We start from the raw sequence: 12,779 nt of genomic DNA, 5'->3' as shown, positions 1-12,779 counted from the left end.
TTGTAACAATTCCTGTCATAAAACTGCAGTGTTTCAGTCATAGGATTGACCCCGACCTGACATTTTCACTTCATGGATGAGCGTCTCATGCGTCGTGTGGTTTTCAATCAGAAAGGTGGCGTCGGCAAATCCAGCATTGCCTGCAACCTCGCCGCAGCCAGTGCCGCCGAGGGCTACCGGACCTTGCTGGTCGACCTCGATCCGCAGGCCAATGCCACCTTCTACCTCACCGGGCTGGCCAACGACACCATTCCTGCCGGCATCGCCGACTTCTTCCGCCAGACCTTGTCGCCGGTTACCGCCGCCGGCAAGAAGCACCGCGTGGCCATCACCGAAACCCGCTACCGCAACCTGCACCTGGTCACCGCCAGCCCAGACCTCAGCGACCTGCAAAGCAAGCTGGAGAGCAAGTTCAAGATCAACAAGCTGCGCAAGTTGCTGATAACGCTGGGCGAGGACTATGAGCGAATCTACATCGACACCCCACCCGCGCTGAACTTCTACACCTTCAGCGCGCTGGTGGCGGCTGAGCTTCTGTTGATTCCGTTCGACTGCGACAGTTTCTCGCGCCAGGCCCTGCACAATGTCATGGCCGAGGTCGAAGAACTGCGCCAGGACCACAACCCCGCGCTGGTGGTGGAAGGTGTGGTGGTCAATCAGTTCGCCGGGCGCACGGCGCTGCACCAGACCTTGGTCGATCAACTGCGCAACGAAGGCATGCCGGTGCTGCCGGTGTACCTGAGCAGTTCGATCAAGATGCGCGAATCGCACCACGCCTCGGTGCCATTGGTGCATTTGGCGCCGCGGCATAAACTGGCCCTGGCATTCATCGATTTGCTGGATGTGCTTGAGCGTGCGGCCTGACAGGCCGTTGGGGGTACTCCAGCTGTAACCTGCTGGACCGGTCGAATCAGGTATACCGAGGTCGCCCTCGACAAAGCGCGTTGCAGCGCTCGGCTATCTACTGGCAAGCACAATAACGATGGCGCGGCCCGACTGCGCCACTTTCAACATGGCTGCCAAAGGAAACCGGAGAGCACCCGCATGTCCGCACATCATGAGGTATCCCCCGCCACCCTGCGCAGGGTGATTGCCGCTTCGGCCATCGGCAATTTCGTCGAATGGTTCGACTTCGCCGTGTACGGCTTTCTCGCCACGCTGATCGCAAGCCAGTTTTTCGCCAGCGAAGACGCCAGCGTAGCCTTGCTCAAAACCTTCGCCGTGTTCGCCGTGGCCTTCGCCCTGCGTCCCTTGGGCGGCATCGTCTTCGGCGCCCTGGGCGACCGCCTGGGACGCAAGCGCATCCTGTCGCTGACCATCTTGCTGATGGCCGGCTCCACCACGTTGATCGGCCTGCTGCCGACCTACGCCAGTATCGGCCTGGCAGCCCCGGCACTGCTGACCCTGGCCCGCTGCCTGCAGGGTTTTTCTGCCGGTGGCGAATATGCCGGGGCCTGCGCCTACCTGATGGAGCACGCGCCTGACAACAAGCGCGCCTTTTATGGCAGCTTCGTGCCTGTGTCGACCTTTTCCGCCTTTGCCTGTGCGGCGGTGATCGCGTATGGCCTGGAAGCCAGCCTGTCGACCGAGGCGATGAATGCCTGGGGTTGGCGCATTCCGTTCCTGATTGCAGCACCGCTGGGCCTGGTCGGCCTGTACCTGCGCTGGCGCATGGAAGAAACCCCGGCGTTCCGCGAAGCCGTCGCCCAGGGCAAGGAGCACGAGCATTCACCGCTGAAGGAAACCCTGCGCCACCATGGCCGGGTCATTCGCAACCTGGGGGCGTTCATTTCGCTGACCGCATTGTCGTTCTACATGTTCACCACCTACTTCGCCACCTACCTGCAACTGGTCGGCAACCTGACCCGCGCGCAGTCACTGCTGGTAACCACCGTGGCCCTGCTGTTCGCTGCGGTCGGCTGCCCGCTGGCCGGGGCATTTTCGGACCGGGTGGGGCGGCGCAAGACCATCGGCTTTACCTGCCTGTGGGTGATGCTTTGCGTGTTCCCGGCGTACTGGCTGGCCAGCTCTGGCTCGATGTCGGGTGCGCTGCTGGGGGTGATCCTGCTCGCGGTGGGGGCATTGTGCAGCGGCGTGGTTACCGCAGCCTTGCTGTCGGAAAGCTTCCCTACCCGTACCCGCTACACCGCTTCGGCAATTACCTACAACGTGGCCTACACGCTATTTGGCGGCACAGCGCCGCTGGTGGCAACCTGGCTCATCGGACAGACCGGCAGCAGCCTGGCACCGGCGTTCTACCTGGTGGTGATTGCGCTGGTGGCGTTGGTGGGCGGGTTGGCGTTGCCGGAAACGTCGCGGATTTCTTTGCATGACGACCTGGGTGTGGACGGTGTACGGGCTGGTGCCCGAAGGGCCATTTGAGGTTGTTGGGGCTGCCTTGCAGCCCCACGTACTCAGCCTTCCTGCTGCTCATCCCGCCGATACGCCCACTGATACAACGCCGGCAACACCAGCAATGTCAGCGCGGTAGAAGACAAGATTCCGCCAATCACCACCGTTGCCAGTGGCCGCTGCACCTCTGCCCCGGTCCCGGTGGCCAGGGCCATCGGTATGAACCCCAGCGAGGCCACCAGCGCCGTCATCAGTACTGGCCGCAAGCGGGTCAGCGCCCCCTCCTCGACCGCCGCCCGCAGCGTGCGCCCTTCCTCGCGCAGCCCGCGGATAAAGGCAATCATCACCAGCCCGTTCAACACTGCCACTCCCGACAATGCAATGAACCCGACGCCGGCAGAAATAGACAGCGGAATATCACGCAGCCACAGCGCCAGCACCCCGCCGGTCAGGGCAAAGGGGATGCCGGTGAACACCAGCAGGCCATCCCTGAGGTTGTTGAACATCATCAGCAACAGCGCCATGACCAGCAGCAAGGCCACCGGCACCACCACCTGCAGGCGCTCGGCTGCCGACTGCAACTGTTCGAACTGCCCTCCCCAACGCGTCCAGTAACCCGGTGGTACCTGCACCTGATCGATCAGGGCCTGCTCAGCCTCTTGCACAAACGAGCCCAGGTCGCGTCCACGCACGTTGGCACTGACCACCACCACGCGCTTGCCATCCTCGCGGCTCACCTGATTCGGGCCCAGTTGCAGGTTCAGCGTGGCGACCTGCGACAGCGGGATGAAACCGATTTGCCCGGCCCCCTTAGCGGCACTGGCCGGAACCGGAATCAGCAGGCTGGCCAGCCCGTCGACATCGGTACGCAAGGTCTCCGACAGGCGCACGACCATGTCGAAGCGGCGGTCGCCTTCATACAGCGTACCGGCGGTGCGGCCGCCCACGGCAATGGCGATGGCATCCTGCACATCGCCCACATTCAGGCCATGACGTGCGGCCTTGTCACGGTCGATGTCGATGGTCAGTACCGGCAGGCCCGTCGTCTGCTCCACCTTCACCTCGGACGCGCCCGACACCCCTTGCAGGCTGGCAGCGATCTGCGCGGCAGTGCGGTTGAGCACCTCCATGTCGTCACCGAACAGCTTCACCGCCACATCACTGCGCACCCCGGAAATCAGCTCGTTGAACCGCAGCTGAATCGGCTGCGACAGCTCGTAGTTGCTGCCGGGCACACTGGCAGCGGCGCGTTGCACCTGGGCGATCAGCTCATCCCGCGGTTTGCCCGGGTCAACCCATTGTTCGCGCGGGCGCAGCATCACGTAGGCATCGGAAATGTTCGGCGGCATCGGGTCGGAGGCAATCTCGGCAGTGCCGGTGCGGGCAAACACCCGCTCCACCTCCGGCACCTGAGCGATGATCGCCTGCTCCAGGCGCTGTTGCATGTCCACCGACTGCGACAGGCTGGTGCCCGGCACGCGCAGGGCCTGCAGGGCGAAGTCACCCTCGCTGAGGCTGGGGATGAACTCGCTGCCCATGCGGCTGGCCATCACGCCCGACAACAGCACCAGGGCGGCGGCGGCGGCACATGCCAGTTTGCGCCGGCCCAGCACCCAGGCCAGCACCGGGGCATAGCGCTGCCGTGCCGTACGCATCACAAGGCCTTCCTCTTCCTTGACCTTGCCGGTGACGAACAGGGCAATGGCTGCCGGAACGAACGTGACCGAAAGGATCATCGCGCCCAACAGGGCCATGACCACGGTAAAGGCCATGGGGTGGAACATCTTGCCCTCGACCCCGGTCAGGGCAAAGATCGGCAGGTACACCACCATGATGATCAACTGCCCATAGATCAGCGGCCGGCGTGCTTCGCGGGCAGCGGCAAACACCTCATGGAACCGTTCGCCGCGGGTCAGCATGCGACCGTGGCGCTGCTGGGCATGGGCCAGGCGACGGATGGCGTTTTCCACGATCACCACCGCGCCGTCGACGATGATGCCGAAGTCCAGCGCGCCCAGGCTCATCAGGTTGGCACTGACCTTGTTGCTGAACATGCCAGTAAAGGTGAACAGCATCGAAAGCGGGATAACCATGGCCGTGATCAGCGCAGCGCGAATGTTGCCGAGGAACAGGAACAGCACGGCAATCACCAGGATCGCACCTTCGATCAGGTTCTTCTTCACCGTGGCGATGGCTTTCTCCACCAGGTTGGTGCGGTCGTACACCGTCACGGCGACTACGCCCTTGGGCAGGTTGCGATTGATCTCGACCAATTTTGCAGCGACCGCCTGCGACACCGTGCGGCTGTTCTCGCCAATCAGCATGAACACCGTGCCCAGCACCACTTCCCGACCGTTTTCGGTGGCTGCCCCCGAGCGCAGCTCTTCGCCAAGGCCAACCTGGGCGACATGGCTGACGCGGATCGGCGTGCCGTCGACGCTGGAGATAACGATGTTGGCAATGTCTTCGGCCGAGGCCACCTGGCCCGGCGCGCGAATCAGCAACTGCTCGCCATTGCGCTCGATATAGCCAGCGCCAATGTTGGCGTTATTGCGCTCCAGCGCTGCAATCAGGTCGTTGAGGGTGAGCTTGTAGGCCGCCAGGCGCTTGGGCTCTGGTGCAATCAGGTATTGCTTGGCATGGCCGCCGATGCTGTTGACCTCGGCCACACCCGGTACATTGCGCAGCTGCGGCTTGATGATCCAGTCCTGAATCACCCGCAGGTCAGTTGGGGTGTAAGGTGTACCGTCTTCCTTGAGCGCCCCCTCCTGGGCTTCCACCGTCCACAGGAAAATTTCCCCCAGCCCGGTGGAGATCGGCCCCATGCCCGCCTCGATGCCCTCAGGCAATTGCTCGCGGGCCACCTGCAGGCGCTCGTTGACCAGTTGGCGGGCGAAGAAGATATCGGTGCCATCATCGAAAATGACCGTGACTTGCGACAGGCCCGAGCGCGACAGCGAGCGGGTCTGCTTGAGCCCTGGCAGGCCAGCCATCGCGGTCTCGATGGCAAAGGTGATGCGCTGCTCGGTCTCCAGCGGCGAATAGCCGGGGGCGGCGGTGTTGATCTGCACCTGGACGTTAGTGATGTCCGGCACAGCATCGATCGGCAGTTTCTGGTAGCTGTGGATACCCACCGCGGCCATCAGGACCACGGCCAGCATCACCACCAGGCGCTGCTCGATGGCAAATTGAATCAGGCGTTCGAACATGCAGGTGTCCCCGTGATCAGTGGCTGTGCTCGGCCGAGCCCTTGCCCAGTTCCGACTTGAGGACAAAGCTGCCGGCAGCCGCAACCTGAGTACCGGCGGCCAGGCCGCTGGTGATTTCCACCTGGCCAGCATCGCGACGGCCAGTCTTCACCGGGCGCGCCTCGAAGCCTTCCTCCGTGCGGGCGAACACCACGGTCTGCGCCTCCCAGGTTTGCAGGGCGCTTTCCGGCACCGCCACGGCGGCATCGAAGCGGTCGACGCTGACAGCCACATTGACGAACAGCCCGGGGCGCCAGGCGCCATTGGGGTTGGCCAGTGTGGCACGCACAGTGGCGGCACGGTTCTGCTCGCCGAGCAGGCTGCCGACGTAGTTGACCTTGCCCAGAACCTGGGCGCCCAGGTCCGGCGCACTGACCGTGACTTCACGGCCGGTCACCACCTTGCCCAGGTCACGAGGGGCCACGGCGAAGGTGGCCCACACCCGGCTCAGGTCGGACAGGGTGAACGCGTTGCTGGTCTCGTCGACCACCTCGCCCACGGTCAGGTGCTTCTCCACGACGACCGCATCGAAGGGGGCGCGCAGTTCATAGCGGTTGCCGGCACCGGCCGGCCCCACCGCTGCGACCTTCTGCCGAGCATTGGCCAGGGCGATCTCGGCCTCCTGCAACGCCTGACGTGCCTGCAGGTAATCCTGCTCGGCGCTGATTCGCTCCTGCCACAGCTGTTGTTCCCGTTGAAAGGTCAACCGCGCCAGTTCCAGGCGACGTTGAGCGGCCTGCTGCTCACTGCGCAGGTCGGAGATCTGCTGGCTGGCAATCACCGCCAGTACCTGGCCGCGCTTGACCGCCTGGCCCAGCTCGGCTTGCACCGCTTCGACCACACCCGGCACGCGGGGTACCACATGTGCGGTGCGGTCCTCGTCAAAGCGGATCTCACCCGGGAAGCTGATGGCGGTGCCCAGCTCACGGGGGCCTGCGGCAGCCAGTTGTATGCCAGCCGATTCGATCTGCGCGATAGACAGGTGCAGCTGGCCTTCTTCTTCGCCGTGCTCCTTCTCTGCAGGGCCTTCGGCGGCCTGCGCTGTAGCATGGCCGTGGCTGTCTTCACCATGGTCGTCATGGGGGGCTTGAGCCTTGGACGCCTGGCCGAGGTTGCCGGTCCAGGCCAGGCCCGCGAGGCCAAGCGCAGCAATGGCGGCAGCCAGAAGGGCTAGCTTGCGTGGGTTAGTCATTGTTGCTCCTGCTATTGGGTTTGTTGCTCACGCCATCGAGATCGCCGTAGATGCGCTCCACTTGTGCACGCGCGTCGGTCGCCGAGGCCAGCGCCTCGAGGTACAGCCCGCGAGCCTCGATCAGCGTGCGCTGGGCGTCGAGTACATTGAGGAAAGCGAACTTGCCCATTTCAAAACCGCGGGTGGCGGTGTCCACGGCCTGCTGCGCAGCAGGCAGGATGGTGCGGTCGTAGGCTTCAACGTCCTGCATCGCCGTCTCCCACTGGCTGATGGCACTACGGGTTTCACTGCGCAGACGCAGCGCCACGGCATTGCGCAGGTCGCGCGCCTGGTCGGCGCGGCGCGCAGCTGCCAGAACATTGCCTTGGTTGCGGTCGAACAGCGGCAACGGCATGGACAGGCCAACCACGTTCACTCGCTCCCGGTCTTCGCGGCTGTACTGGCCGCCAAGGCTGACGGTGAGGTTGGGGATACGCTGGGCTTTTTCCGCCCCCAGGGAGGCGTCGCCGCGCTCGACCTGGGCAGCGGCCAGGCGCCATTCGGCAGTCTTTTCGACCTGGTCAAGCAAGGTGTCGGCACCCGGCGCAATGCCTGGCGAAAGGTTGGCTGCCTGCAACCGGTCGAAGCTTGCCAGCGGGCTGCCCGTCAACCGGGCCAAGGCCTGGTAGGCCACGCTGCGCTGGGTTTTCGCGCGGCGCACTTCGGCCTGGGCCTGGGCCAGTTGCACCTGGGCACGGGTGGCCTCCACCGGTGATGACTGGCCTGCCGTAACCCGCCCTTGCACCACCCGCAGACCGCGTTCAGTCAACGCCTGCGACTGCTGAGCCAACTCCAGCGCGGTCTGTGCACGCAAGGCAGCGTGGAAAGCCTGCACCACATCGGCCCGCAGGGCGTTGCGCTGGCGCTCCAGGTCAAGCTGGGCAATGGCCTGGCCGGCACCCGCCACGGCGAGACGTGCGCCGCGCTTCCCGCCCAGTTCCAGCGGCTGGCTGAGGGTGACGGTGGTGGTGCTGGTGTCGCGGCGGGTGTCCTCGACCTCCCAGGCCAGCTCCGGGTTGGGGAGCAGCCCGGCCTGGCGCCGTTCGCCATCGGCAATGCCAATTTCACGGCCGGCTGCAGCCAGCTCCGGGTTCTGGGCGAAAGCGGCGGTAAGCGCCTGGGGCAGGCTCAGCACCTGGCTGGCCTGGGCGCCGGTGGCACTGGCCAGCAGCAGACAGAGCAAGGCGATCTTGCGGGGGATGGGCACGAAACAGTCCTCTGGGCGAAGCATTGGCGAGGGACTGTAGAAAGGGCTGGTTATCGGGGCGGTGGCGGCAAGATTACAATTTTGTAATGACGCCCTGCAGTTCGTTGCAGGGGCAGCTTTGCACGGCTGGGTACAGGGCATTCAACGCCCAATAAGTTCGATAATCGCCCACTTTCCCGGTGCGGCGATCTTGGCCAATTGACGGAACTAACCAGTCAGTACAAAACTACGTGCATTCAACAACAACAAAGCGATGCCCGTCATGAAGCCCCTTATTCTCGTGCTCAACGGCCCCAACCTGAACATGCTGGGCACCCGCGAGCCTGCCCAGTACGGCCACGAAACCCTCGCTGACCTGGCTCAGGGATGTGCCGACACTGCCCACGCCCACGGCCTGGAAATCGAATTCCGCCAGACCAACCACGAAGGTGAACTGATCGACTGGATCCACGCCGCCCGTGGCCGCTGCGCCGGCATCGTGATCAACCCCGGCGCCTGGACGCACACCTCGGTCGCCATCCGCGATGCCCTGGTGGCCAGCGAACTGCCGGTGATCGAGGTGCACCTGTCCAATGTGCACAAACGCGAGCCGTTCCGTCACTTGTCGTTCGTATCGTCCATCGCCGTCGGTGTCATCTGCGGCCTGGGCAGCCACGGCTACCGCATGGCGCTGAGCCACTTCGCCGAGCTGTTGCAGGAGCGTGCGGCATGAGCCAGCAAGCCATCCTCGCCGGCCTGATCGGCCGCGGCATCCAACTGTCACGTACGCCGGCCCTGCACGAACACGAAGGCGACGCCCAGGCCCTGCGCTACCTGTACCGGCTGATCGACGCCGACCAGCTGCAACTGGACGACAGCGCCCTGCCCGGCCTGCTCGAAGCCGCGCAACATACCGGTTTCACCGGGCTGAACATTACGTACCCGTTCAAGCAGGCGATCCTGCCGTTGCTCGACGAACTGTCCGACGAGGCCCGCGGTATCGGCGCGGTAAATACCGTGGTGCTCAAGGACGGCAAGCGCGTCGGCCACAACACCGATTGCCTGGGCTTTGCCGAAGGCTTGCGCCGTGGCCTGCCCGACGTTGCACGGCGCCAGGTGGTGCAGATGGGTGCCGGTGGCGCTGGCTCGGCCGTGGCCCATGCCCTGCTGGGTGAAGGGGTAGAGCGGCTGGTGCTGTTCGAAGTGGATGCGACCCGTGCGCAGGCGCTGGTGGACAACCTGAACACCCATTTCGGCGCGGAGCGCGCCGTGCTTGGCACCGACCTGGCCACAGCACTGGCCGAAGCGGACGGGCTGGTCAACACCACGCCGGTGGGCATGGCCAAGCTACCGGGCACGCCACTGCCGGTGGCGTTGCTGCATCCCCGCCTGTGGGTGGCAGAGATCATCTACTTCCCGCTGGAGACCGAACTGCTGCGCGCGGCCCGGGCACTGGGCTGCCGCACACTGGATGGCAGCTACATGGCGGTGTTCCAGGCGGTGAAGGCATTCGAGCTGTTCAGCGGGCGGCAGGCGGATGCGGCGCGAATGCAGGCACACTTTGCCAGTTTCACCTGATAGAAAAGTGTTGGCTTCTTCGCGGGCACGCCCGCTCCCACAGGTACTGCGCAAACGTTACTGATTGCACTCTCCCTGGGGGAGCGGGCATGCCCGCGAAGAGGCCGGTACAGGAGAATCACCCTTTTTCATCCAGCAACGCCTGTATCACCTGTTCCTGCTCGCCATAATCCCCCTCGCCAACGTGCACATGGCGCACCTGCCCCTTGCGGTCGACAAAGTAATGCGCCGGCCAGAACTGGTTGCCCCAGGCATTCCACACCTTGTAGTCGTTATCTACCGCCACCGGATACCCGATACCCAACCGGGCTAACTTGTCCCGCAACGTGTCCACATCATGCTCGTAGTCGAACTCGGGCGTGTGTACCCCCACCACCACCAGCCCTTGATCGGCATAGCGCCGCGCCCAATCATTCACATGCGGCAGGCTGCGCCGACAGTTGATGCAGTCCCAGGTCCAGAAGTCCACCAGCACCACCTTGCCCTTGAGCCCCGGGGCATCCACGGGCGGCGAATTCAACCACTGGCTGGCGCCTGACAGCGACGGCATGGCGCCGTAGCTGTCGCGTGCCTTCAGGTGCCCAGCCAACCCAAGCCCCATCAGCGCCAGCGCAAAACCACCTGCCTTGAGCATCCGGCGCCGATCAATTGTCATGGCAACCGCCCGTGGCGTAGGTGCGGTACTGCACGCTTTGCCGCTGGCCATGGGAGTCAAGGTAGTCCATTCGGGTGTTCACCAGGCCGCAGGCGTTGCTCTGATCGTCCTGCACCGACAGCACTTTCTTCACATCCAGAGGCTCACCGTAGCGGTACTGCATGACCCCGCCATCCTGCATCGGGGCCGTGGCGGCCTGGGCAGCGATGGCGCCGAAGCTGAGCACGGCGAACAGGCTGGCGCTGGCGATAGTCTTGACGTTCATGGCATCTCTCCTGGGTAACACTTGGGGGTGGGGAGTGTTGCTCCCCGGTCGAGAGCCATTTCACGTCAGCCAGGTATCCCGCATGTGTCTCCCAACGTTGTGATGTGCGTCCTGCTGTATCCCTACCCGTGCCAGATACACTGCAATACAAACTCCCGCAGGCAAGGGCGAACGCGCTCGGTACACTGCGCCCAACCCCCTTTGCACAGGAACCCAGCGCATGGAACACGTCGATCACATCCTGATCGTCGACGACGACCGCGAGATCCGCGAACTGGTCGGCAATTACCTGAAGAAGAACGGCCTGCGCACCAGCATCGTTGCCGACGGCCGGCAGATGCGCGCCTTTCTCGAAGCCAACAGCGTCGACCTGATCGTGCTCGACATCATGATGCCTGGCGACGACGGCCTGCTGTTGTGCCGCGAGCTGCGCGCCGGCAAGCACCGCAATACGCCGGTGCTGATGCTGACCGCCCGCAATGACGAAACCGACCGCATCATCGGCCTGGAAATGGGCGCCGACGATTACCTGACCAAACCGTTCTCGGCCCGCGAACTGCTCGCCCGCATCAACGCCGTGCTGCGCCGCACACGCATGCTGCCGCCCAACCTGACCATCAGTGAAAGCAGCCGCCTGCTGGGTTTCGGTCAGTGGCGCCTGGACACCACCGCGCGCCACCTGCTCGACAGCGAAGGCACCCTGGTGGCCCTGAGCGGCGCCGAGTACCGCCTGCTGCGGGTGTTCCTCGACCACCCGCAGCGGGTGCTCAGCCGCGAACAGCTGCTTAACCTGACCCAGGGCCGCGAAGCCGACATCTTCGACCGCTCCATCGACTTGCTGGTCAGCCGCCTGCGCCAGCGCCTGGGTGACGATGCCCGCGAGCCCAGCTGCATCAAGACCGTGCGCAGCGAGGGCTACGTGTTTTCGCTGCCGGTGCAATTGCTCGAGTCCCCCTCATGAAATGGCCGCGCACCCTGGCCTCGCGCCTGGCGATGATCTTCTTCACCGGCCTGGTGTTGGCTTATGGTCTGTCGTTCGGCCTGCAGGCCTACGAGCGCTACATCAGCAGCCGTTCGATGATGCTCAGCAACCTCGAACAGGACGTGGCGACTTCGGTTGCCATCCTCGATCGCCTGCCTGCAGCCGAGCGTGCCGCCTGGCTGCCGCGCCTGGAACGGCGCACCTACCGCTATCGCCTCGACCAGGGCCTGGCAGGCGAAGCGATGCCGAGCAGTGACCCACCGATGGCCGCCGCGTCGATCGTCAAGGCCATTGGCAGCGACTACCGCCTGACCTTCCTGGAAATCCCGGGGCCCAATGCGCACTTCCAGGCGCACCTGAACCTGGCCGACGGCGCGCCACTGACCATCGACGTGACACCCGCACCGGTCCCGGTAGCCCGTTGGTTGCCCGTGGTGCTGCTGATTCAGCTGGCTGTGCTGTTGCTGTGTACCTGGCTGGCGGTACGCCTGGCCATCGGCCCGCTAACCCGTCTGGCCCAGGCAGTGGACAACCTCGACCCGGACCAGCCCGGCGTGCAACTGGATGAAAGCGGCCCACGCGAGGTGCGTTACGCTGCCGTGGCCTTCAACGCCCTGCAGGCGCGCATTGCTGCCCACCTCAAGGAACGCATGCAGTTGCTGGCAGCCATTTCCCACGACCTGCAAACACCGATCACTCGCATGAAGTTGCGGGTCGAAGTGATGGATGAGGGGGTCGAAAAGGACAAGTTCGGGAGCGACCTCGATGAAATGGAACACCTGGTGCGCGAAGGCGTGGCTTACGCCCGCAGCATGGACAGCAGCACCGAAGCAACCTGCCGGGTCAACCTTGATGCCTTTCTCGACAGCCTGGTATTCGACTACCAGGACAGCGGCGCCCAGGTTGAACGCCACGGCAGCAGCGGGACTCTGCTGGAAACCCGCCCGCATGCGCTGCGCCGGGTACTGGTGAACCTGGTCGACAACGCCCTGAAGTTTGCAGGTGCTGCCGAGCTGCAAGTGTCACGCGAGGGCAGTACCACCATCATCCGCGTGCTCGACAACGGGCCAGGGATACCCGGTGACGAGCTGGATGAAGTGCTCAAGCCGTTCTACCGGGTGGAAGGTTCACGCAATCGCAGCACGGGTGGCACCGGCTTGGGACTGGCCATTGCCCACCAGCTGATCCAGGCCATGGGGGGCCGGCTGACCCTGAGCAACCGCGAACAGGGCGGATTGTGCGCGCAGATCGAACTCACCTGAAGTGCGATCGTTGGCAGGAA

The 12,779-nt window shown here is 64.4% G+C and carries 11 protein-coding genes; 6 read left to right on the top strand and 5 right to left on the bottom strand.

Annotated elements, in window-relative coordinates; all coding sequences use genetic code 11:
* The first annotated feature begins 87 nt into the window (after positions 1-87).
* A complete protein-coding gene (locus AC3WLP_RS05865; protein WP_088512879.1) occupies positions 88-864 on the top strand; it encodes a ParA family protein in 777 nt (258 codons plus the stop codon).
* Positions 865-1,044: 180 nt separating this feature from the next.
* The gene (locus AC3WLP_RS05860; RefSeq protein WP_088512880.1) at positions 1,045-2,382 is read left to right on the top strand and encodes an MFS transporter; all 1,338 of its coding nucleotides are present in this window, start codon (positions 1,045-1,047) and stop codon (positions 2,380-2,382) included.
* 32 nt (positions 2,383-2,414) lie between these two features.
* Here AC3WLP_RS05860 and AC3WLP_RS05855 read toward each other — a convergent pair whose 3' ends face one another.
* From AC3WLP_RS05855 to AC3WLP_RS05845, 3 genes are read right to left on the bottom strand one after another with little or no spacing between them, the layout of a single operon-like run.
* Complete coding sequence (locus tag AC3WLP_RS05855; RefSeq protein ID WP_088512881.1) at positions 2,415-5,561, bottom strand: efflux RND transporter permease subunit; 3,147 nt, start codon at positions 5,559-5,561, stop codon at positions 2,415-2,417.
* Positions 5,562-5,577: 16 nt separating this feature from the next.
* A complete protein-coding gene (locus AC3WLP_RS05850; RefSeq protein ID WP_012052925.1) occupies positions 5,578-6,792 on the bottom strand; it encodes an efflux RND transporter periplasmic adaptor subunit in 1,215 nt (404 codons plus the stop codon).
* On the bottom strand, positions 6,785-8,038 hold the full coding sequence (locus AC3WLP_RS05845; RefSeq protein ID WP_088512882.1) for a TolC family protein: 1,254 nt from the start codon (positions 8,036-8,038) through the stop codon (positions 6,785-6,787). The genes AC3WLP_RS05850 and AC3WLP_RS05845 overlap by 8 nt, the downstream gene beginning before the upstream one ends.
* A gap of 262 nt (positions 8,039-8,300) precedes the next feature.
* Here AC3WLP_RS05845 and aroQ point away from each other — a divergent pair, with 262 nt between their 5' ends.
* Positions 8,301-8,750: a type II 3-dehydroquinate dehydratase gene (gene aroQ, locus AC3WLP_RS05840; RefSeq protein WP_003250469.1), complete on the top strand. Its 450-nt coding sequence runs from the start codon at positions 8,301-8,303 to the stop codon at positions 8,748-8,750.
* Complete coding sequence (locus AC3WLP_RS05835) at positions 8,747-9,595, top strand: shikimate dehydrogenase (RefSeq protein WP_012052928.1); 849 nt, start codon at positions 8,747-8,749, stop codon at positions 9,593-9,595. The genes aroQ and AC3WLP_RS05835 overlap by 4 nt, the downstream gene beginning before the upstream one ends.
* A gap of 118 nt (positions 9,596-9,713) precedes the next feature.
* On the opposite strand, the gene AC3WLP_RS05830 is transcribed toward AC3WLP_RS05835, so the two are convergent.
* Positions 9,714-10,229: a thioredoxin family protein gene (locus AC3WLP_RS05830; RefSeq protein WP_041168480.1), complete on the bottom strand. Its 516-nt coding sequence runs from the start codon at positions 10,227-10,229 to the stop codon at positions 9,714-9,716.
* 10 nt (positions 10,230-10,239) lie between these two features.
* The gene (locus AC3WLP_RS05825; protein WP_004573749.1) at positions 10,240-10,515 is read right to left on the bottom strand and encodes a DUF2790 domain-containing protein; all 276 of its coding nucleotides are present in this window, start codon (positions 10,513-10,515) and stop codon (positions 10,240-10,242) included.
* A 220-nt stretch (positions 10,516-10,735) separates the two neighbouring features.
* On the opposite strand from AC3WLP_RS05825, the gene AC3WLP_RS05820 reads away from it, so the two are divergent.
* Complete coding sequence (locus tag AC3WLP_RS05820; protein ID WP_003250463.1) at positions 10,736-11,476, top strand: response regulator; 741 nt, start codon at positions 10,736-10,738, stop codon at positions 11,474-11,476.
* On the top strand, positions 11,473-12,759 hold the full coding sequence (locus AC3WLP_RS05815; protein WP_014753784.1) for a sensor histidine kinase: 1,287 nt from the start codon (positions 11,473-11,475) through the stop codon (positions 12,757-12,759). Before AC3WLP_RS05820 ends, AC3WLP_RS05815 begins: the two co-directional genes overlap by 4 nt.
* Positions 12,760-12,779: the final 20 nt, after the last annotated feature.

The organism is Pseudomonas sp. FW305-E2 (assembly GCF_058782925.1).
This window is presented reverse-complemented; position numbering and strand designations above follow the sequence as displayed.

Excerpts from the sequence above, each read along its gene's own strand:
- AC3WLP_RS05865 (WP_088512879.1), top strand. The coding sequence starts at position 88 with ATGCGTCGTGTGGTTTTCAATCAGAAAGGTGGCGTCGGCAAATCCAGC.
- AC3WLP_RS05855 (WP_088512881.1), bottom strand. The coding sequence starts at position 5,561 with ATGTTCGAACGCCTGATTCAATTTGCCATCGAGCAGCGCCTGGTGGTG.
- AC3WLP_RS05830 (WP_041168480.1), bottom strand. The coding sequence starts at position 10,229 with ATGCTCAAGGCAGGTGGTTTTGCGCTGGCGCTGATGGGGCTTGGGTTG.
- aroQ (WP_003250469.1), top strand. The coding sequence starts at position 8,301 with ATGAAGCCCCTTATTCTCGTGCTCAACGGCCCCAACCTGAACATGCTG.
- AC3WLP_RS05835 (WP_012052928.1), top strand. The coding sequence starts at position 8,747 with ATGAGCCAGCAAGCCATCCTCGCCGGCCTGATCGGCCGCGGCATCCAA.
- AC3WLP_RS05850 (WP_012052925.1), bottom strand. The coding sequence starts at position 6,792 with ATGACTAACCCACGCAAGCTAGCCCTTCTGGCTGCCGCCATTGCTGCG.
- AC3WLP_RS05815 (WP_014753784.1), top strand. The coding sequence starts at position 11,473 with ATGAAATGGCCGCGCACCCTGGCCTCGCGCCTGGCGATGATCTTCTTC.
- AC3WLP_RS05825 (WP_004573749.1), bottom strand. The coding sequence starts at position 10,515 with ATGAACGTCAAGACTATCGCCAGCGCCAGCCTGTTCGCCGTGCTCAGC.
- AC3WLP_RS05860 (WP_088512880.1), top strand. The coding sequence starts at position 1,045 with ATGTCCGCACATCATGAGGTATCCCCCGCCACCCTGCGCAGGGTGATT.
- AC3WLP_RS05820 (WP_003250463.1), top strand. The coding sequence starts at position 10,736 with ATGGAACACGTCGATCACATCCTGATCGTCGACGACGACCGCGAGATC.